Source organism: Hymenobacter frigidus (assembly GCF_014640435.1).
GTDB lineage: Bacteria > Bacteroidota > Bacteroidia > Cytophagales > Hymenobacteraceae > Hymenobacter > Hymenobacter frigidus.
Window position 1 is genome coordinate 1 of record NZ_BMGY01000006.1, and the last position, 20,964, is coordinate 20,964.

The 20,964-nt window shown below is 60.3% G+C and carries 16 protein-coding genes; 6 read left to right on the forward strand and 10 right to left on the reverse strand.

Going from position 1 to position 20,964, the window contains the following annotated elements; genetic code table 11:
* Positions 1–191: 191 nt before the first annotated feature.
* Positions 192–2,138 carry a molecular chaperone DnaK gene (gene dnaK / locus IEW17_RS04400; protein ID WP_188560817.1) on the reverse strand — a complete coding sequence of 649 codons (1,947 nt, stop codon included), beginning with the start codon at positions 2,136–2,138 and terminating at the stop codon, positions 192–194.
* Between the two features lie 366 nt (positions 2,139–2,504).
* Here dnaK and IEW17_RS04405 point away from each other — a divergent pair, with 366 nt between their 5' ends.
* Entirely contained in the window at positions 2,505–2,960 is a 456-nt protein-coding gene (locus IEW17_RS04405) for a DUF3592 domain-containing protein (RefSeq protein ID WP_188560818.1), read from the forward strand.
* A gap of 64 nt (positions 2,961–3,024) precedes the next feature.
* Here IEW17_RS04405 and IEW17_RS04410 read toward each other — a convergent pair whose 3' ends face one another.
* The 5 genes from IEW17_RS04410 to IEW17_RS04430 form a co-directional block, all read right to left on the reverse strand.
* On the reverse strand, positions 3,025–4,053 hold the full coding sequence (locus tag IEW17_RS04410) for an alpha/beta hydrolase (protein ID WP_188560819.1): 1,029 nt from the start codon (positions 4,051–4,053) through the stop codon (positions 3,025–3,027).
* An 11-nt stretch (positions 4,054–4,064) separates the two neighbouring features.
* Positions 4,065–4,649: a pseudouridine synthase gene (locus tag IEW17_RS04415; protein WP_188560820.1), complete on the reverse strand. Its 585-nt coding sequence runs from the start codon at positions 4,647–4,649 to the stop codon at positions 4,065–4,067.
* 87 nt (positions 4,650–4,736) lie between these two features.
* On the reverse strand, positions 4,737–5,828 hold the full coding sequence (locus IEW17_RS04420; protein ID WP_188560821.1) for an MBL fold metallo-hydrolase: 1,092 nt from the start codon (positions 5,826–5,828) through the stop codon (positions 4,737–4,739).
* 30 nt (positions 5,829–5,858) lie between these two features.
* Complete coding sequence (locus IEW17_RS04425; protein ID WP_188560822.1) at positions 5,859–6,539, reverse strand: NAD-dependent epimerase/dehydratase family protein; 681 nt, start codon at positions 6,537–6,539, stop codon at positions 5,859–5,861.
* A gap of 108 nt (positions 6,540–6,647) precedes the next feature.
* On the reverse strand, positions 6,648–8,732 hold the full coding sequence (locus IEW17_RS04430; protein WP_229748808.1) for a VWA domain-containing protein: 2,085 nt from the start codon (positions 8,730–8,732) through the stop codon (positions 6,648–6,650).
* A gap of 432 nt (positions 8,733–9,164) precedes the next feature.
* Here IEW17_RS04430 and IEW17_RS04435 point away from each other — a divergent pair, with 432 nt between their 5' ends.
* Positions 9,165–10,478, forward strand: a complete 1,314-nt coding sequence (locus IEW17_RS04435) for an outer membrane beta-barrel protein (protein ID WP_188560823.1) — start codon at positions 9,165–9,167, stop codon at positions 10,476–10,478.
* Positions 10,479–10,575: 97 nt separating this feature from the next.
* On the opposite strand, the gene fabG is transcribed toward IEW17_RS04435, so the two are convergent.
* A complete protein-coding gene (gene fabG / locus IEW17_RS04440; RefSeq protein WP_188560824.1) occupies positions 10,576–11,325 on the reverse strand; it encodes a 3-oxoacyl-[acyl-carrier-protein] reductase in 750 nt (249 codons plus the stop codon).
* Between the two features lie 100 nt (positions 11,326–11,425).
* Here fabG and IEW17_RS04445 point away from each other — a divergent pair, with 100 nt between their 5' ends.
* Positions 11,426–12,667, forward strand: coding sequence for an NAD(P)/FAD-dependent oxidoreductase (locus IEW17_RS04445; RefSeq protein ID WP_188560825.1), 1,242 nt, complete (start codon positions 11,426–11,428; stop codon positions 12,665–12,667).
* Positions 12,668–12,830: 163 nt separating this feature from the next.
* Here IEW17_RS04445 and IEW17_RS04450 read toward each other — a convergent pair whose 3' ends face one another.
* Positions 12,831–13,745 carry a tetratricopeptide repeat protein gene (locus IEW17_RS04450; RefSeq protein ID WP_188560826.1) on the reverse strand — a complete coding sequence of 305 codons (915 nt, stop codon included), beginning with the start codon at positions 13,743–13,745 and terminating at the stop codon, positions 12,831–12,833.
* 230 nt (positions 13,746–13,975) lie between these two features.
* On the opposite strand from IEW17_RS04450, the gene lpdA reads away from it, so the two are divergent.
* A complete protein-coding gene (gene lpdA, locus IEW17_RS04455; protein WP_188560827.1) occupies positions 13,976–15,370 on the forward strand; it encodes a dihydrolipoyl dehydrogenase in 1,395 nt (464 codons plus the stop codon).
* A 270-nt stretch (positions 15,371–15,640) separates the two neighbouring features.
* On the opposite strand, the gene IEW17_RS04460 is transcribed toward lpdA, so the two are convergent.
* Both IEW17_RS04460 and IEW17_RS04465 read right to left on the reverse strand, forming a co-directional pair.
* Complete coding sequence (locus IEW17_RS04460; RefSeq protein WP_188560828.1) at positions 15,641–16,642, reverse strand: energy transducer TonB; 1,002 nt, start codon at positions 16,640–16,642, stop codon at positions 15,641–15,643.
* A 42-nt stretch (positions 16,643–16,684) separates the two neighbouring features.
* The gene (locus IEW17_RS04465; protein WP_188560829.1) at positions 16,685–17,617 is read right to left on the reverse strand and encodes a DMT family transporter; all 933 of its coding nucleotides are present in this window, start codon (positions 17,615–17,617) and stop codon (positions 16,685–16,687) included.
* Positions 17,618–17,714: 97 nt separating this feature from the next.
* Between IEW17_RS04465 and IEW17_RS04470 the strand changes: the two genes are divergently transcribed.
* Both IEW17_RS04470 and sppA read left to right on the forward strand, forming a co-directional pair.
* Positions 17,715–19,040 carry a replication-associated recombination protein A gene (locus IEW17_RS04470; RefSeq protein ID WP_188560830.1) on the forward strand — a complete coding sequence of 442 codons (1,326 nt, stop codon included), beginning with the start codon at positions 17,715–17,717 and terminating at the stop codon, positions 19,038–19,040.
* Between the two features lie 149 nt (positions 19,041–19,189).
* Complete coding sequence (sppA, locus tag IEW17_RS04475) at positions 19,190–20,962, forward strand: signal peptide peptidase SppA (protein ID WP_188560831.1); 1,773 nt, start codon at positions 19,190–19,192, stop codon at positions 20,960–20,962.
* The last annotated feature ends 2 nt before the right edge of the window (positions 20,963–20,964 follow it).

The window sequence follows — 20,964 nt, forward strand, 5'->3', positions numbered from 1 at the left end:
GAGTGAGCAGCGACATGCGGGCAAAGGCCCAAATTTACGCCCAATGCTAAATGTGTTTAGTCTGGGCTTAATGTGCCACATGCTCGGCATGACCGACTGACAAATCACTGAACAGCTTCAGCACCTAATCGAGCACAAAAAAGGCCGAAAGCACTGTGCTTCCGGCCTTTTTATTGGCTGCAAATGGCCGCTTACTTAGCGTCTTTGCCGTCCACTTCTTCGTAGTCCACGTCGGTCACTTGGTCACCGGCGGGCTGGCCGTTGCCGCCCTGCGGCTGGCCGTCGGCACCGGGGAAACCGCCGCCCTCGGGCTGGCCGCCTTCGGCTCCACCGGCGGCGTACATCTCCTGCGAGGCAGCCTGCCAGGCGGCGTTGATGGCCTCCATGGCCGTGTCGATGCGGGCCAGGTCTTTGCTTTCGTGCGCCGATTTGAGGTCAGCCAGCGCGCCTTCAACGGCGGTTTTATTGCCACCGCTCAGCTTATCGCCGTACTCTTTCAGCTGCTTCTCGGTTTGGAAAATCATTGAGTCGGCGGCGTTCACCTTGCTGATGCGCTCGGTCTCGGCTTTGTCCGACTCCGCGTTGGCGGCGGCTTCGTCGCGCATGCGCTTGATGTCGTCGTCAGTCAGGCCGCTGCTGGCTTCGATGCGGATTTTTTGCTCTTTGCCGGTGCCTTTGTCCTTGGCGGTTACGTTCAGGATGCCGTTGGCGTCGATGTCGAAGATGACCTCAACTTGCGGCACGCCGCGGGGGGCAGGCGGGATGCTGTCGAGGTGGAACTTGCCGATGGTGCGGTTCTGGCTGGCCAGCGGCCGCTCGCCTTGCAGCACGTGGATTTCTACCGAAGGCTGGTTGTCCGAAGCCGTCGAGAACGTCTCCGATTTCTTGGTCGGGATGGTCGTGTTCGACTCGATGAGCTTGGTCATCACGCCGCCCATGGTCTCAATGCCCAGCGAAAGCGGGGTCACGTCGAGCAACAGCACGTCCTTCACCTCACCGGTGAGAACGCCGCCCTGGATGGCCGCGCCGATGGCTACCACTTCGTCGGGGTTCACGCCTTTCGAAGGCTTTTTGCCAAAGAACTTCTCCACTTCCTCTTGGATGCGGGGAATGCGGGTCGAGCCACCCACGAGGATAACCTCATCAATGTCGGAAGTCGACAGGTTGGCATCTTTCAGGGCCTTTTTCACGGGCTCCATCGAGCGGCGCACGAGGTCGTCGGCAAGCTGCTCAAATTTGGCGCGGCTCAGCTTCACCACCAAGTGCTTCGGGCCCGAGGCCGTGGCGGTGATGTAGGGCAGGTTGATTTCGGTTTCGGTCGAGCTGGAGAGCTCTACCTTGGCTTTCTCAGCGGCTTCCTTGAGGCGCTGAAGGGCCATGGGGTCGTTGCGCAGGTCGAGGCCTTCGTTGTCCGACTTGAACTGGTCAGCCAGGAAGTTGATGATGACCTGGTCGAAGTCGTCGCCGCCGAGGTGGGTGTCACCGTTGGTGCTCAGTACTTCAAACACACCGTCGCCCAACTCCAGAATGGAGATATCAAACGTGCCACCACCGAGGTCGTACACGGCGATTTTCTGGTCCTTGTGCTTCTTGTCGAGGCCGTAAGCCAAAGCGGCAGCGGTGGGCTCGTTGATGATGCGCTTCACGTCGAGGCCGGCGATGGCACCGGCTTCTTTGGTGGCCTGGCGCTGGGCATCGTTGAAGTACGCGGGCACCGTGATAACGGCTTCGGTCACAGGCTGGCCGAGGTAATCCTCTGCGGTTTGCTTCATTTTTTGAAGCACCATGGCCGAGATTTCCTGCGGGGTGTAGTTGCGGTCACCAATTTTCACGGCTACCGTATTGTTGGCGCCGGGCGTCAAGTCATAGGCCACGTAGCGGCTTTCGGACTGAACTTCCGAAAACTGACGGCCCATGAAGCGCTTGATGCTGGCAATGGTATTCTTGGGGTTGGTCACGGCCTGGCGCTTGGCCGGGTCGCCCACTTTGCGCTCGCCCTTGCCCCCGTCGAGGAAGGCGACGATGCTGGGGGTGGTGCGGCGGCCTTCGCTGTTGGGAATCACAACGGGTTCGTTGCCTTCCATCACGGACACGCACGAATTGGTGGTGCCGAGGTCAATGCCGATTATTTTGCCCATGTTGGGTGTGTGTTGGTTATTTGGAGTGGAATTGTCAGGTTAAAAGTGGTTTTTAGGCCGCTCCCCGACGTTTACAAGCAACGTACCAGCGTGCTTTTGGTGACAGATTGTCACCGATTAGCGGCAAGGGTCAGGGTTGTGCGACGCGGTGGCCGGGTTTGTTTTGGGCAGCGGGGTTTTTCCTGACAGGGGTGCAGACATTCCCTGTCTTGCCAGCAAAATATCCGGCGTGAATGGCTTTTTCGCCTCTTTGAAGCCAATGTGATACTGCAATTTGAGTGCGCAAATTCTTACGGTTTCTACCTTAACATTCCAGCCGACTTGGCGTGTCCATTAGGAGCAAGCCAAAAATAAACCCGCAGTAAAATGACTCAGAATAACCAAACACCGGGCGACCATTTCGGTAAACTCGCAGCGGTTTATTTCCTGTTCCTCATTGCAACAGTAGCAATAGGAACATCAGTATCCAGCATTTACAGTAGATACCATATTCGCCAAACTGGGATTTCCAGAACAGGTACTGTGTATGATATTGAGCACGAAATCAGTACTGACACTGATGCTTTAGTCTTTAAAGTGAAGTTTGATTATAACGGCAAAGACTATGAAATCCACAACGATAGTCGGACAATTGATAATAGATACCATCTTAATCAAAAGGTAGGAGTGATGTTTATCAGTGATTCACCCGAGGAAGCAATCATAGATGACCTCAGAGAGAAAAGTTTGCCTCCACTCTTTTTAATTATTGGGCTAGCCATTTTAGCGTTTGCCATCTACTTGTTAAAAGCAGAGAGAAGATTTGCACTGAAATCTTTGTAAACATCCTCCTCGTGACTCACTCAAAATTCTGCTGCGCATATGCCGGCCAATATTTATGGCCTCGCTACCTGCGACCGGGGCTAATAAACTGTAAGCTTATTGGTCTCAGAAACCCCCGCACCTGCCGCTCCCAATCCGCTGGATAGCGTTTCCAGTACGGCTCGTGGCCCACGCCGGGGAAGTCGTGCCGGGCTTTAGGACCGGCGAGGTGGGTGAAGATAGCATCGGTTTCGGCGCGGGTCACGCGCGGGTCGGCAGTGCCCCAGAGCAGGAGGGTAGGCGTGTGGATTTGGGTGGCGTAATGCTCGGCGTTGAGGCCATAGGCCCAGAAACCGTTTTGCACGCCGCCCCAAAACACCAGCAAATCGGCCATCGGGAAACCGGGGACGTGCATGGATTCGAAGCGGTTGTAGGCCGTTTGGCGCATGTTGCCGTAAGGGCACTCCAGGATGTTGGCGCTGGGACGCACGCCTAATTCGGCCTCGGCGCGCAGGATGGCCACGGCCCCCATGCTCACGCCGTAGAGGATAACCTCACCCTCGCGAACCTTACCTCCCAGCCTCCTCTCCCGTGAAGAGGGGGAGCCAAGCGAAACATTGGTCGAATCCTGTAGCCAGCGCATGGCGGCGGCCACATCGTCGGCCTCGCGGTAGCCCACGGTGGTCTGGAAGCCGGTCGAGTTGCCGTTGCCGGTTTGGTCCACGAGCAGCACGTTGTAGCCCAAGCGGCGGAAGTAGCCGGCCTCGTGGGTGAGGTGCGACTTGCTGCTGGTGTAGCCGTGAAACAGGGCTACGGTGCCGCGGGCGCGGGCGCTATCGGGGCGGGCGTACCAGGCTTCGAGCGCGCCGTTGGGGCTGGCGATGCTGACGGTTTCGACCGGGAAGCTGGGTTTGGGGCCGTTCTGGGGCTTGGGGTTACGGATGCCGGTAAGCAGCAGCCAGAGCTTCTGGCTGGGTTTGGGCTGCTCGGGGTTGGGGGAGTGCAGGCCGGGCTCGTTGGAGAAATGCGTAAAGCGCCAGGCGTGGAAGAAGGCCACGGCGTTCATCGCCACGAAGCCATTGATTAGAAGGAAGATGGTCAGGCGTCGCTTCATGGGGCGTGAGGTTAACGCCGTGCTGCGCTACTTATTTTCCGTAGCTCAGCTATTTCGGTTGCCGTAAGGTCGCGCCATTGGCCGGGCTGCAACTCGCCTAAGGTCAAGCCACCGATTGCCGCCCGCACCAGGCGCAGGCAGGGCAGGCCCACAGCCGCGCACATCTTGCGCACCTGGCGGTTCATGCCCTGCGAAATCTTGATTTCCAGCCAACTGGTGGGGATGCTGGCGCGGTAACGGATGGGCGGGTTGCGTGGCCAAAGGTGGGCGGGCTCCGGTAATTCGAGTGCTTCGCCGGGGGCGGTGAGGCCCTCCTTTATTTGCACGCCCTGGCGGAGCTGCCGCAGCGCGGTTTCAGCGACCTGGCCTTCGACCTGCGACCAGTAGGTTTTCGAGACTTTGAATTTGGGGTTGCTGAGGCGGTGCTGGAGCTGCTTATCGTCGGTGAGCAGGAGCAGGCCCTCGCTGTCGAAATCGAGTCGGCCGACTGGGTACACGTCGGGCACGGGCACATAGTCCTTGAGCGTGGCGCGGCCGTGCTCGTCGGTGAACTGGGTGAGGACTTCGTAAGGCTTGTTGAGGAGGATGTAGCGCATGGGTGGGTGTAGCGTGGACTCTGCGAGTCCGCGCGTTGGTAGAACAGGCTGAGCAATGCGCGGACTCGCAGAGTCCACGCTACAGTTTTACTCCCACCACCGTGAATTCGGCAGCGCGGTGCCCAACGTTACGGGCTCGCCCAAACGCGGTGTCGTTATCACCTGCCCCAGCCGGGCGGCTTCGGCGGTGGCGCGCTTCACGGGCTCATTCCAGGGGTGGAGGGCTTCGGTGAAAGCGCCCCAGTGCACGGGCAACATCACGGCGGCGCGCACGTCGCGGGCGGCTTGCACGCTCTGTTCGGGGCGCATGTGGATTTCGGCCCAGCCCTCGTTGTATTGCCCACACTCGACCAGCGCCAAATCAAACGGCCCGTAGGCGGCCCCGATGGCGGCGAAATGCGGGCCATAGCCGCCATCGCCGGTGTAGAAAATGCGTTTCGTGGCCGATTCCATCACCCAGGAGCTCCACAGCGTGGAGTTGCGGTTGGCAACGCCGCGGCCCGAAAAGTGGCGGCTGGGTGTGCAGCGCACCGTGAGGCCGGGCAGCCGGGCGCTGTCGCCCCAGTTCATTTCGACGATGCGTTCCGGGGCCACGCCCCAGCGGCGCAGGTGCGGCCCGATGCCCAGCGGCACGTAAAAATGCCCCACTTTGTCCTTGATTTTGCGGATGGTCTCGTAGTCGAGGTGGTCGTAATGGTCGTGCGAAATGAGTACGGCGGCGATGGGCGGCAGCTTTTCGGGCGTGATGGCCAGGCTGCGGTTGTAGCGGTTGGGCGTGGCCCAGCTCACCGGCCCCATCTCAATGCTGAGCATGGGGTCGAGCAGGATGTTCTGGCCGGCCAGCTCCACCAGGCTGGCCGAGTGGCCGAACCACGTCACGCGCACCAGTTCCGGTGTTTTTTGGGTGATGGCGAGTGAATCGAGCGGCTGCGTGGGCAGCGGACCGGGCGGCGTAGCGGTGGGGTCTTTGTGAAACAGGAACTGCCACATTACGGCGGCCGTGCTGCTGCCCGTGAGTACCTTGGTGGGCAATAGGTTCACGAATTCACCGTCCTGGTAATGGCCCGATTTGGCATAAACCTGCTTATCCGCCTTGGTAGGCGTGCCGCCCAGCTGCGGGCTGATGCCGCAGAAAGCCGCCGCGAGGAGCAGGGTGCCGAGAATACCGCCAGTAGTCATGAGAAAGGGATTTAATAGTTGGCGCATGCTTCAGGAACGCGGCGCGGCGTTGCCGTGGGCCAGGGCCACGATGTCGCGCACTTCAAGCACGCGCTTGGGGTATCCGTTGCTCACCGATTTTATCATGGCCAGGGCCAATTCCTGCATGGTGCTCACGAAACCGGGCGTGAGCCGGCGGGCAATGGGGTAGAGCCAGCCGAAATAGCGGTACGCCTCGGGCACGTTGGCCTGGCCGGGCGTTGGGTGCATGTAGCCTGGCCGGAACATGTAAGCGTGTTGGAAGGGCAGCGCCAACAGCTCGTTTTCGGTGCGGCCCTTCACGCGGGCCCAGTGGCTACGGCCTTTTTCGGAGCTATCGGTGCCGGCCCCGGTCACGTAGGTGAACGTCAGGTTGGGGTTTAGGCGCAGCAGGGTTTGGGCAAAGGCCAGTGTCAGGTCGTGGGTGATGCGCTCGTACTCGTCCTTGGAAACACCCACCGACGAAATGCCCGCGCAGAAAAAGCAGGCGTTGTAGCCCGTCAGCTGGCTTTCGATGGGGCTGAGATTATGCAAATCGGCGTGCAGCAGCTCCGTGACTTTCGGGTGCTTAACGCCGCTGGCTCTGCGGCTGAGTACCAAAATGTGCTCGACCGCTGGGTTTTGCAGGCATTCGTGAAGGACGCCCGCGCCCACCATGCCGGTGGCCCCGGTGAGGATGGCTCGTATGCTCATATTGATTCGGTAAAGTAGGAGGGAGGACGAACGGGGGGCGGTTCTACTTTACCAAGGGCTGATTTTTTGCGCCGGTGTTCAGTTGTAGCGGCGCAAAGCAGGCCGTTGCTACACGCTGCCCGAATACTTTCGCACGGCCCACTCCACCGTCAAAAAGGCCAGAATCACGAAGAAAATCCATTTCAGATTTATTAAGTCCTTCAAGTCTTCTTCCGAAGAGATAACCGGCTTGTAATTAGACTTAATAATGTCCTGCGCCAGCTGGTCCAACTGCGCCGGGTAATAGAGCCGCGAGCCGCTGCGACGCGACAATTGCGCCAGTAAATTGTGGTCGGCTTTTGATTCTAACGCCTCCAGGGGCTGCGACTGCACCAGCAGCTGCCCGGCGTCTTGCTGCGGCTGGCCGCCCAGCGTGGCGCGGGCTTGGTAGCGGTAGAGGCCCGCCGGCAGCGGGCCCAGGTGCAGCGGGGAGCCGTCCTCGGCGTTGGCGAAGTTGAAGCGACGGCTTTGCTTTTTCTCGTCGGTTAGGGTGAGGTCAATTTTCTGGTTGTAGAGGCGCTCGAAAACGGCGTTGTAGGTTTCGGCCCCCAGCGTCACGTCGTCCTGCGTGCCGAAGGCGTCCTGCGTGGGGTACACGTCGAGGCGCTTTTTGTTGGCATTTTGGGTCAGGAGCTGAAGCGTGCGGATGATGAGCCGGTCGTAGGCTTCGGGCTTGTCGTCGTGCTCCACGGCTTCCTGAAGGCGCCACTGCCAGCTGCCATCGGTGAGCAGCGTAGCCTGACGGCGGTCCGTCGAACCACCGAATACGAGCAGCGGCTTTTGGGTGGGCACGCGGCCCACCTGCTGCCAGAGCGCCGCCTCGGCCCCCGCGCCCAGGCGCAAATCGCCGAACGGCACCGATGCGGGCGGGTACTGCGCGAAGCGGCGGGTCGATTCCTCATCAGTAGCAAACCGGGCGAAACCGGGATTCGGCAGCGGCGTCACCTCATCGGTCTGCGCCCCGCGCGGCTGTATGGTAAGGCCGGTACCGAGCTGGTTATAAGTCCCTAAATCGGACTGCGCGCCAATGATGTAAAATGCCGGCGTGCGCCTGGCTTTCACCTGGGCCAGAATCTCATTGCCCAGCCCGCCCTGCGCCGGGAGCTGGTGCAGAATGGCCACATCGAAATCAGCATTGGCCTTGAGCGGGGTCACACCGGGCAGGGCCAGCGTAAGGTCGAAGTTGTCGTTGGCCAGGATGGCGGCCCGCAGCGCCTTGAGGTCGGGGTGCGGGGCGGCGCCGGCCAGCAGCACGCGCAGCTTGCCTTTCACAATTTCGACGAACGCCGTGCGGGCGTTGTTTAACTCCGTAAACTCGCCGGCCTGGGGCGTGATGCGTACGGCGTAGCGGCGTTTGCCGGGCGCGGGCGCCGTGATTTGGAAGGTGGTGCGCACCCGGCGACGGCCGGCCGGCAGCACCACGCGGCGGCTGTCGAGCACGCGGCTGCCTTCACGCAGTTCCACGGTGGCCGCGCCGCCTGCGTAGCCTTCAAAGCCTATCTCGGCTTCAATGGGGAATTTATTGCCGCTGAAGGCCACGCGGTTGTAGGTGAGGCCGGTCAGGCGCAGGTCGCGCTTGGGCACGGTGTCGCCCACGGCCACACTGTAAATCGGGAAGTTGAAATCGGAGTAGGCGGGGCTGCGGCCCTGGTTCACGAGGCCGTCGCTCAGGAGCACCACGCCGGCCAGGTTACGGCCATCGTAGGCCTCGCGGGTGCCGCTGAGCAGCTGGTCGAGGTCGGTGGTGGTCGCGCCGAAGCGCAGCGAATCGGGCCGGGCCGCGGCAGGCGTGGGCGCGGGCGTTAGGGTGCGGGTTTCGACGGTGAAGCCCTTGCCGCGTAAGGTTTCGGCGAGGCGGGCGAGGCCGGTGGTGGCCTGGCCGAGCACGGCTTTGGGCGTGAACAGTGCCACCGACTGCGAGTTATCGACGGCCAGGACCAGCGTGGGCTGCTCGGTGCGCGTAGTGGTGGTTTTGATGAACGGGGCCAGCAATAGGTAGCACAGGAAGCTGACCACGGCGAAGCGCAGCGCCGCCAGTGCGTAGTTCAACCGCTTGCTCCACGGCGCTTTGGCCGAGTACTGAAGGGCCGCGTAGCCCGCTCCCACCAGCAGGCAGAGCAGGACAAACCAGGAAGAATATTGAGTGGTCAGCAAACGAAAATCGGATAGAATCAGCGCTAAAGGTCGGCACCGGCCGCTAAGGTTGCAATCGATGGGGATTCAACGGTTGAGCACGGTAACCAGTTCGGGGCTGTTGAAGATGCTGACCGGTGAAATTACGGTCATTACCAACTGCGGATAACGGCTAAGCGGCTGTTTGTGTCCGATTGAGACGGACGGGTTAGCGCAATTCAGGTTATACACCCCGGCGCTTGCTGTAAGCCGACTCGACCTGCGCACAGCCGGAGGCAGTAAGCGAAACAGTAGCACGCAAGCCGCAGCAAGCGAGAATGCCACCTGCGAGCAGGCCGGGTAAGGGTTGGCCTTCGCTTTTAATAGCCCTCCAAGCCCATACTTTTGTGGCCTGAGCACCAGCGGATGCCCTGGCTCACGGTTCAATTAATTTCATCTGCCAGCCCACTTTCCATGTTGTTTCGCTACCTGCTGCTGTTTTTCACCTTGTTTGCCACTATTAATCCAGCCCGAAGCCAAGATTGGGTGGGCTCCGACTACCTTGTAACCGATGCCGGCGACACCCTCCGCGGCAAGCTACTGCTCACGCGCTTCATCACGGAGCGCGGGGTATTACTGGAAACCGGCGCCAATACCCTGGCGCGCAGGTTCACGGCCGCACAGAGCCGGGGGTTTGGAACTGCCGACGGCCGGCGTTTCGAGCGCCAGTTTCTCAGCTTCGAAAATCAGGAACTGCGTGCCCGGGGGGCCGTAGCCCGGGTCCAGGCGTTGGATTCAATTCCGGTATTCCTGCAAGTGGTGGCAACAGGAAAAGCTCGATTGTACTTGCTCGATTACCATCTCAATGCTGAGCGTAACCCATTGGAATACACGGAATTCGAGTCGTCTTTTATCTACCTGCAAGTGCCAAGGAGAGCAATGATGCGTTTGCGCGAGGCCACTTTTCGCGGCGTACTGCGCGAACAATTAACCGCCTGTCCGGCAGCAGAAAGTCCCATCCGCGACACCCGCTTCGCGATTGAGGCCCTGGCGCAGGTCGTGCAAGCCTACAACACAGCATGCGGGACCGGCTATGAGCAGCCCAAAGTGCTGCATTTGGCTGCCCGCCAGGCACGGCCAGCCAGTCGTCGCTTCGGCACCTTCGGGGTGAGTGGAGGCGTTGCGTTGGGAACAGCTAAGTATTCCCCCAGCGAATACGAGTCCGCCGACGAGGCCGCGCTCAACTGGACGGTCGGAATCAGCTGCCAGGGCCAGGGCAAAGGCCATTGGGGCGTGGTGTCGGGTTTATACCTGACCTCGCGCAGCGGGCAGGCGCTGGCCACCCGAACGGTGCCGAGCAGCTACGCGAACCAGGGCGCAAGCATCACCTTCCGCCAGAAGCTGGCCGTGTGGTCGGTGCAGGTGCCTTTGCTCGCGCAATACGTTACCATTCCTGCCGGCGGCACCCAATTTTTTGCGACCATAGGACCTGTGCTGGGCACCAACATAAGAAATACTTCCACGCAGGAAGTTGCCGCCAACATATTTGTACCGGGGCAATTTTTGCCCGCGCAAGGTTCCGAGGTACTGGACCTGGGAGATTATGAGTCTGCGGGCATTATCCCCAGCCTGGGCGGACAAGCCGGAATAGGCGTGCGGTGGAAGGCGGGTGACCGCACCTTGGTCGGAGAGTTGTACTTCGAAAAAGGACAGGAGCTATCCAGCAACGTCAATGATGGAAAAATACAGTACCAGGGCGCAGGCTTACGGATTGGTTTTTACTTGTAAGGCTGTTCCGGCGGAGCAACCCGTTTAACCCAATCAAGTTGCGCAACGGGTTGCTTCATCGATGGCTTTGCTGGACTGATTTCTCGTTCGCTCTTCCCTAAGTCAGCATGCCGCCGTCCACTTGCAGCACTTGCCCGGTGATGTACGCCGAATCATCCGACGCCAGAAACGCCGTGGCTTTGGCCACGTCCTCAGGCCGGCCGCCGCGTTTGAGCGGGATGGCCTTGCGCCATTCATCCACCTGCTTGGGGTCGAGGGCGTCGGTCATTTCGGTTTCGATGAAGCCCGGAGCCACGGCGTTGCAGCGGATGTTGCGCGAGCCCAGCTCCAGGGCCACCGATTTGGTGAAGCCGATGATGCCGGCCTTGCTGGCAGCGTAGTTGGCTTGCCCGGCGTTGCCCTTGATGCCGACCACGCTGGTCATGTTGATAATAGAGCCGGCCTTGGCGCGCATCATCGGCTTGGTGGCCGCTTTGGTGAGGTTGAAGACGGATTTGAGGTTCACGTTCAGCACGTTGTCCCACTGCTGCTCGCTCATGCGCATGAGCAGGCCGTCCTGCGTAATGCCGGCGTTGTTGACGAGAATATCGAGTTTACCAAAATCGGTGATTACGTCTTCAATCAGCTTTTCGGCCTGGGCGTAGTCGGAAGCGTCGGAGCGGTAGCCTTTTACCTTGGAGCCGTGGGCGGCCAATTCGGTTTCCAGTGCCTGGCCCTTCTCAACGGATGACAGGTACGTGAAGGCGACGTCGGCGCCGAGCTGGGCAAAATGTACCGCGATTGCGCGGCCAATTCCTTTGGAAGCACCCGTGATGAGGGCCACTTTTCCGGTCAGTGTGTTGGTCATGGGGCGAAGGTAAGTAGCGCGGACTTTCAGCCCGCGTCCGCGCCGTTCCCGCCCGCGAACTAAAAGTGCGCGCTACATCAGGTTAACTTCGTCTCAGATTATGCTCCATCACGACATCTGCATTCTGGGCGCGGGTCCCGGCGGGGCCACCGCTGCCCTGCACCTCGCCAACGCCGGCCACTGCTGCCTGCTCCTCGACCGCGCCGCCTTCCCGCGCGATAAAACCTGTGGCGATGCCCTCAGCGGCAAGGTTATCAACGAGTTGAAGCGAATAGATGCCGGGCTTCATACCAAGCTGGCCGCCTCGCCCATCCAGGTTCCCAGCTGGGGTATCGACTTTTTTGCACCCAACGGTCGCAAACTGGGCATTCCCTTTAAGCCGAAGTTCGACAAAGCCACCGACCACACCGCTGGCCACGTCGCCAAGCGCATCGACTTTGATAATTTTTTGGTGGAGGAAGTGCGCCAGCGGCCCGAAATCGACTTCCGCGAAAACGTGGACGTGGCCCGCACCGAGCGCACGCCCGAGGGCTGGCAATTATTCGACAAAGCCGGCCAGGAAATCGCCACCTGCCGCCTGCTGCTGGTGGCCAATGGTGCACAATCCGACTTTGCCCGCAAAGTGGCCGGCCACGCCCTGGAGCCCGACCACCACTGCGCCGGCCTGCGCGCGTACTACGATAAAGTGGACGGCCTCAGCCCCGATAATTTTATCGAGCTGCACTTCATCAAAGACTTTCTGCCGGGCTACCTGTGGGTGTTTCCCTTGCCCAACGGCCAAGCCAATGTGGGCGTAGGCATGCTTTCAAAAACCGTGGCGGCCAAGAAAATCAACCTGCGCCAGCGGCTCGATGAGATTCTGGCCACGCACCCGGCGCTGGCCCCGCGCTTTGCCGGGGCGCAGCGGCTGGGGCCAGTGCGCGGCTTCGGCCTGCCGCTGGGCTCGAAGCGGCGGGCGTTGTCGGGGGCCGGCTATTTCCTGCTCGGCGATGCCGGCTCGCTCATCGACCCATTCTCAGGCGAGGGCATTTCGCACGCTATGGTGAGCGGCCGCCACGCGGCCATCTGGGCCGCCGAAGCTGTGAAAAACAACGATTTCAGCCCCTCATTTCTCAAAAGCTACGACAAAGCTGTGTACAACCGCCTCGGCCAGGAGCTGCGCCTGAGCCGGGTGATGCAGCGGCTGCTCAACTTCCCCAGCCTGTTCAACATCGTGGCCAACCGCGCCGTGAAAAACGCTACGCTGGCCGAAACCTTGTCCATGATGTTCATGGATTTGGATTTGCGCGAGCGGTTGCGGCAGCCCAGCTTCTACTTCAAGCTGCTGTTTGGCGGGAAATAGGGGAGGGCGGGTAATGAAAGAAAAAAGAACGTCATGCCGAGCGCAGCCGAGGCATCTCGCTCGGGGCCAGTAACTAAATCGGCGAACGATTGAATTAGTGCCCCACGCGAGATGCCTCGACTACGCTCGGCATGACGTTCTCAATGATAACTGAGCAGCCGGTTTACTTTTTCGCTGGCATCGGGCGCGGGGTACGGGGCGCGGGAGTAGGCTTGACGGGGGCGAGCCCATCGGCGTTGCCCACGTAGCGGCGCAGGCTCTTGGCCGCTTCGGGGTTAAGCTTAGCGGCCCGCTGCAGGTCACGGCGGGCTTCCGACATTTTATCAAACGACGAGAAACTGATGCCGCGGTATTCCCAGGCGTCGGCGTAGGTCGAATCGAGCTGAATAGCTTTCGTGAAATCGGCCACGGCGGGCTTGTACTGGTACATCTGCATCTTGGCTACGCCCCGGCCGAAGAACGATTCCTTGTCATTAGGACGATACTTGATGGCCCCGGAAAAATCTGTTGAAGCGGCTTTATACTGCTTCATCATCAAGCGGTTTACGCCGCGGTTGTAGTAGGCGTCGGGGTTGTTGCGCTGGTAGCGAATGGCGGCCGTATAGTCGACCAATGCTTCCGGGTATTGCTTCAGGTAGCTCTTGGCTTTGGCCCGCTGCAGCAGGGCCATTGCGTCTCTGGGTTTGGTTTTGAGGTTGGTTTCGGCCTCCGTGAGCATCACGCGGTAGTCGGCCACGGTCATTTTCTTCTCCTTTTCCCGCTCCGCCGATGCGGCCGTGGCCGAAAGGGCGTTGGGGTCGGGCCGGTCGGCGGCCAGCGCGGCGGCCGAGGCCGCATCCGAGGCCCCAGCGGTGGGGGGCGTAGCGGCATTAACGTTGGCCTCGGCGATGATGCGCGTGTCGCTGGCTGAGGCGGCGGCACCCGCAGAGTCAGGGCGGCGGGCATCGGTGGCCATTGGCATGGACATGGGCTGGCTGCTGTTGCTGGGCTTCTCCTTTTCGGTAACGGTGGTCGCGCAGTTGGTCAGAAAAGCCAGCAGTCCGAAGGCTGCCAAAGGAAAGCGGAAATGTGGTTTCATGGAATTCAAAAATGAGTAGGGTTCGGGCTGGCTGTGCCTTGACCGGGGCTTATACGGTAACGTGAGAAGATTGGCTGCTGGCACAGACCGCGCCAAGTAGTTGTTACCCGCAAGTTAAGCCCGCGGCCCTACAGGTAGCGGCGCGGCGCGGAGGCGCGGCTATCTTTACTGCTTCAAATGGGAGGGTCCCCCAGCCGGGCCCGGTATATTTTTATCTTCCAGCGCATTTTATGGCATTGCAATTTGATTTGGTCGTGGTCGGCAGTGGCCCCGGCGGGTATGTGGCCGCCATTCGGGCCTCGCAGTTGGGTTTGAAAGTGGGCGTGATTGAGCGCGAATCGTTGGGCGGTATCTGCCTTAACTGGGGCTGCATTCCCACCAAAGCCCTGCTGAAATCGGCGCAGGTGTTCGAGTACCTGAACCACGCCGCCGACTACGGTCTGAAAGCCGAAAACGTGGGCTACGACTTCGGGGCCGTTATCGGTCGTAGTCGCGGCGTGGCCGACGGCATGAGCAAGGGCATCACATTCCTGTTCAAAAAGAATAAAATTGAAACCGTGATGGGCACCGGTAAGGTGCTGGCTCCCGGCAAAGTCGAGGTAACCAGGGCCGACGGCACCACCGAGCTGGTGGAAGCCAAGAGCATCATCCTGGCCACCGGCACCCGCGCCCGCCAACTGCCGACGATGCCGATTGACGACGTAAAAATCATCGGCTACCGCAAGGCCATGACCATGGAGCGGTTGCCCAAGCGCCTCGTGGTGGTGGGCTCCGGTGCCATCGGCGTCGAGTTTGCCTACTTCTACCGCACCATGGGCTCGGAAGTGACCCTGGTGGAGTTCCTGCCCCGCATTGTGCCGGTGGAGGACGAGGAAATCTCGCGCCAGATGGAGAAGTCGTTCCGTAAAATCGGCGTTAATGTTCTCACCAGCGCCGAAGTAACCAACGTGGACACCAACGGCGAAGGCTGCAAAGTGACCATCAAAACCGCCAAGGGCGAGCAGGTGATTGACTGCGACGTGGTGCTGAGCGCCGTGGGCGTAACCACCAACCTCGAGAATATCGGCATTGAAGAGCTGGGCATCAAAGTGGAGCGCGGCCGCTTGGTGGTCGATGACTTCTACCAGACCAACGTGCCCGGCGTCTATGCCATTGGCGACATCACGCCCGGCCCCGCGCTGGCCCATGTGGCCTCGGCCGAAGGCATCATCTGCGTCGAGAAAATCGCCGGCCACCACCCCGAGCCGCTCAACTACCAGAACATCCCTGGCTGCACCTACGCCTCGCCCGAAATCGCCAGCGTGGGCTACACCGAAGCCGAAGCCAAGGAAAAAGGCTACGACGTGCTGGTGGGCAAGTTTCCGTTCTCAGCTTCGGGCAAAGCCAGCGCCGCCGGCGTAAAAGACGGTTTCGTGAAGGTCATCTTCGATAAGAAGTACGGCGAGTGGCTCGGGGCCCACATGATTGGCGCCAACGTGACCGAACTGATTGCCGAAGTAGTGGTGGCCCGCAAGCTGGAAACCACTGGCCACGAAATCATCAAGTCGGTGCATCCGCACCCCACCATGTCGGAAGCCATTATGGAAGCGGCCGCCGCGGCGTACGGCGAGGTGATTCACCTGTAGTATTTCGAGCAAGGAAATAAAAGCAAAGAGGCCCGGCTGATTCAGCCGGGCCTCTTTGCTTTTATTGGGGAATGCCAACTCATTACCTCGCCCTGGATTCACAACTCGCGCCCCCGACGGCATGCGCCGGCTGGCTGACAACGCGCTGGTAGCCCCCACACTGCTCATTGCCGAGAGCAAGCAAGTCGGAAAACAAGGCCACGATGATAACGCTGGCAGTGAGCCTGATAACTAGAATAATTAGCCAAGCCCTTAATTCTGGAAAATACATTACTGGGGCAGAGCCACCATTGCTGCATCGAAGCTTAGATTTTTGAAGAGGGGCAGCAACTGCGCGTCCAATTGGGCTTTTTCGTTGAGAAAAACCGGCGCGTTTTCCTGTTCCAGATTCCAGGTGCCGAGGTAGTGCAGCTGGCCGGCCGCCACCGTGAACAGGTAGCGGGTGGCGCTTAGATGGCCGCCAGCGGGGTCGGGGCTGGGGGCCTTGCGAAGATTCTCTTCGTGCAGCTGGCCGCCATACCATTTATTGGCAGTGAATTCGTATTTGTACAACGCGTACCGACCGGGGGGCAGGGCGAAGCAAAAGGCGTTTTGCTTGCGGGAATGCCGGGCTGGTTTTACTTCAATCACGACCGGCTTGCCGGTCGTCAGATTCGCAAGCCGGACGTACTGCCTGAAGCTGCTGCTCTCGAAGCCTCGGCGCTGAATGCAGCTGCCGTATACCACTCCTTGGTTTGAGGGGAATATCCGCCAGTTGGCGCCCCAGGCTTGAACCGGCACAGTTCCTGTGTTGTAAGCTGACGTTTGCAGCGAATCAGGTAAAGCCGGTTTTGCTGACAGGTTGAAACTGATGGGCACCGTGAAAGACACGCTGACCGGCCGGCCGTTCTGCGTACCGGGCTGCCACTGAATCCGGTCGAGGCGGTGGGCACTGCGGAGCACTTCCGCGTCGGCATCAGCGCGCAGCCCTTTCACCAGCTTGATGTTCTCGGTACGGCCCTGGGCGTTGATGGTGAAGGAAAAAGACGCCCGGCCTCTTACGCCGTCGCGGGTCAGCTGGGGCAGCACCCGCAGGCTGTCCCGTAGAAACTGCAGAAACCGCTGATTGGACGGCACGGCGCTGTCGCCGGGGGCCAGTACCGGGAAAATCGGCATCTTCTCGGTGTAAGTATAGGTTTCCGGCCGAGTAGAGTCGGCGACCGGCGCGGTTTGGGCGCTGCTAGACGAAGTCAGTAGTAGTAATCCAACCAGCGCGGCGAAAAATTTCTGCATGCTGCGAATAAAGAGAAAGAAGGCGAGCTAGGAAAGGATGGGTCAGTCTATCACTGCTTCCAGCGGCACTTCCGGCTCGGGTGCGCCTTTCGGTTTCTGGCTCACCAGCCACACCCCCAAGAAGATGAGCGCGGCCTGTCCGGCTTTGCCCCAAGAGAGCGTGTCGCGGCCTAGGCTCACGGCGATGAGCACGGCCAGCACCGGCTGGAGATAGATGTACACGCCCAGCAGGGCGGGGGAGGCATATTTCAACGCCCAGTTATTGAGCAAATAGGCCAGAATGGTGAGGAAGATGACCATGTAGCCGATTTCGAGCCAGATGTAGAGTGGAAAGCTGGCGTAATCAGCCGTGAGGGCTTCGCGCCAGCCGAAGGGCACGGCAATAAACGCGCCCACCAAAAATATGCGCGACAGCACCGTGAAGGCGTGGTACTTGCGCATGAGCGGCTGCACCAGTACTAAGTAAAGGCCGAACACTGTGGCATTGGCCAGAATGAACAGATTGCCCAGCGTGGCGTGCGGGTAGATGGCCGCTTGCGCGTTGCGGCTGAGAATGAGCGAGGCCGCACCCGCCGCGCCTACGGCAATGCCCAGCACCCGCGGCAGCGTAATTTTCTCGCTCAGCAGGATGGCCGAGGCGATGACGACCACAATGGGCGCGATGGTTTGCAGCAGCGAAGCGCTGATGGGCGAGGTCAGGTTCAGGCCCGAAAAAAACAGCAGCTGGTTGACGCCGATGCCACACACGCCGCACAGGATGGACCGCATGTTGTCGGCTCGGCCAATGATTTTATCCTGCGGTGCCACAAAATATTTTACCAACGAGAAAAACAGCACGGCTCCCACTATGCGTAGCGTGACGATGCCGAATGGCCCCATGTAGCGCGGCATCACGTCTTTAGACAGTGAATAATTGGCCGCGTAGATAACGGCGACAAAGAAGAGAGCCGCGTGCACGCGGAATTGATTGGTCATGGTAGCGCGAACTTTGTAGTGCGCATCCCCGCGCCGTTTCGACGATTGCAAACGGCGCGGGGATGCGCACTACAAAGTTCGCGCTACTTCGCTACTCATGACTTCTTTATTTCCCGACGAACCCACCGCCTTCACCCCGCTCCCCGGTCCCGGCCCCGATGCGCCCCTGGCCGAGCGCCAGCGCCCGCGCCGCCTAGCCGACTATGCCGGCCAGCAGCACCTGGTGGGCGAAACCGGCGTGCTGCGCCGCTACCTCAACTCTGGGCGGCTGCCCAGCCTCATTCTCTGGGGGCCGCCCGGCGTGGGCAAAACCACTTTGGCCCACCTGCTGGCCAGCGAGCTGAAACAGCCATTTTCGGCCTTGAGCGCCATCAATGCGGGGGTTAAGGACGTGCGCGAAGTCATTGACAAAGCCAAGCGGCAGCGCGGCACGGTACTTTTTATCGATGAAATCCACCGCTTCAGCAAGGCGCAGCAGGATGCGCTGTTGGGCGCGGTGGAGAACGGGACCGTGACGCTGATTGGGGCTACTACCGAGAATCCCTCGTTTGAGGTGATTCCGGCCTTGCTCTCGCGCTGCCAGGTGTACGTGCTGGAACCGTTGAGCGCGGATACTCTGCGTGGCTTGGTGCAAAAGGCCCTGACCGAAGACGCCGCTTTGCAACAGAAAAAGGTCGTCCTCAAAGAAGACCACGCCCTGCTGGCCCTGAGCGGCGGTGACGCCCGCAAGCTGCTCAACCTGCTCGAAATAGTGGTGCAGAGTACGCCGCCCGATAAAAAGGGCGTCATCCAAATCACGGATGCCGTGGTGCAGCAGGTGGCCCAGCGCCCGCTGGCGCGCTACGACAAGGGCGGTGAAATGCACTACGACGTCATTTCGGCCTTCATCAAAAGTATGCGCGGCTCCGACCCCAACGCCGCGCTCTACTACCTGGCCGTGATGCTGGAGGGCGGCGAGGACGTGAAGTTCATCGCCCGCCGCATGCTCATCCTGGCCTCGGAGGATATTGGCAACGCCAACCCCAACGCCCTGATGCTGGCCACCAGCTGCTTCCAGGCCTGCACCGTTATCGGCCTGCCCGAATCAGATTTGATTTTGGCCCAGACGGTCATCTACCTGGCTACTTCCGCGAAAAGCAACGCGGCCTACCTCGCTATTCGGGCGGCGCAGGCCGAAGTGAAAGCCAACGGCGTGTACCCCGTGCCCGTGCCGCTACGCAACGCCCCCACGCGCCTGCTGAAGCAGCTCGGCTACGGCCAGGAGTACGCCTATTCACACAACGGCGAAGGCAACTTCGAAGCCCAGGAGTTTCTGCCCGATGCGCTCAGCGGCACCCGCTACTACGCGCCCGGGCACAACGCCAGCGAGCAGAAGATTCAGGAGCGCCTGCGCGGCTGGTGGGGCGAGAAATACGGTTACTAACAGTCCGGCAGGCTGGTTGGCCCAATCTTTAGAGTCCGGCGGCTGTAATGAAAACGTGATTGCGACGAGCAATGAAGTAACGGTGCGCTTGACCCGTCTTTTTGTTGAGTCCGGCCTACATTTACCCTGTCAATTTACCAACTGCTTTTATGCGTCAGTTTTTTAAATACGTGCTTGCCACCATCGTGGGCCTGCTGGCCTTCAGTTTTCTGGGCTTTTTGATTCTGGCCGGCATTATTGGTGCCGCCAAAAGTGCCGGTGACCGCAAGGAAACCGCCTCTAATTCAGTGTTGGAGCTGAAGCTGAACGAGCCGCTCACCGAGCGCGGCCGCGACAGCAAGTTCAGCTTTGGGGGCAACGCGTCGGCTACCGGGCTGGTCAACCTGAAGGAAGCCATTGGTCGGGCCAAGGGCGACTCCGAAATCAAAGGTATTCTGCTCAATCTGGAGCTGGTGCAGGGCGGCATGGCCTCCCTGGAGGAAGTGCGTGACGCGCTGCTGGACTTTAAGAAATCGGGCAAATTCGTGGTGGCCTACCACGAAATTTGCTCCGAGAAGAGTTTCTACCTCTCATCGGTGGCCGATGAAATTTACCTGCACCCGCAGGGCACGCTCGAATTCAACGGCCTGAGCTCGGAGGTACTGTTCTACAAACGCCTGTTCGACAAGGCCGGTATTGAGCCTTATATTTTCCGCGTGGGCTCGTTCAAGAGCGCCGTGGAACCGTTTTTTCGCGAGAGCTTCTCCGATTCGGCCCGCTACCAAACGGTGTCGTTCCTGAACTCCATCAACGGCTACATGATTAGCCAAGTGGCCAAAACCCGTGGCATTGCCCCGGCCCGCCTCCAGGTCATTTCCGATTCGATGCTGGTGCACAACGCCCCCGACGCCCTGCGCCTTCAACTGGTGACCAAGCTCGGCTACTTCGATGAGGTGCAGGACTACCTGCGCGGCAAGCTGGGCCTGGCCAAGGACAAAAAGCCGAGCTTGATAAGCCTGGGCGACTACACCGACGACAAGGAAGTGGACGAAAAGGAAGGCAACACCAGCGGCAACCGCATTGCCGTGATTTATGCCGAGGGCGACATCGTAACCGGCAAAGGTTCGGACGACAACATTGGCAGCACCAAGTTTGCCGAAGCCATCCGCAAGGCCCGGCTCGACAAGAAGGTGAAGGCCGTGGTGCTGCGCATCAACTCGCCCGGTGGCTCGTCGCTGGCTTCGGACATCATCTACCGCGAAGTGCTGCTGACCAAGAAGGTGAAGCCGATTATCGCCAGCATGAGCGACGTGGCAGCTTCGGGCGGCTACTACATTGCCATGGCCTGCGATACCATCGTGGCCCACCCGAATACGATTACGGGCTCCATCGGCGTGTTTGGCGTGCTGCCCAACATCCAGAAGCTGCTTGGCGATAAGCTCGGCATCACCGTGGACCGTGTGACCACCGGCAAGTTCTCCGACCTGCCCACCATCACCCGGCCGCTGTCGGACTTCGAGAAGCGCAACTTGCAGCGCGAGGTCGATAACATCTACGCCGACTTCACCACCAAGGCCGCCCAGGGCCGCCACATGCCCGTGGAGCGCCTGCGCCGCCTGGCCTCGGGCCGCGTCTGGAGCGGCCTCGAAGCCAAAAGCAACGGCCTCGTCGACGTGCTGGGCGACTACCAGGATGCCCTGAAGATTGCCGCCGCCCGCGCCCGCCTCAAGGCCGACGACTACGAGGTGCAGCGCCTGCCCCGCCGCAAGTCGGAGCTGGAAAACTTCCTCTCGATGTTTGGCGGGGGTGACAAGGAGGAAGCCAAAGCGGAGGCTCTCAAATCCGAGTTGGGTCCGCTCTACCCGGCCTACGCCCAGTACCAGCAGCTGATGACCATGCGCGGTGTGCAGGCCAAAATGCCGTATGTACTGGATATTAAATAACT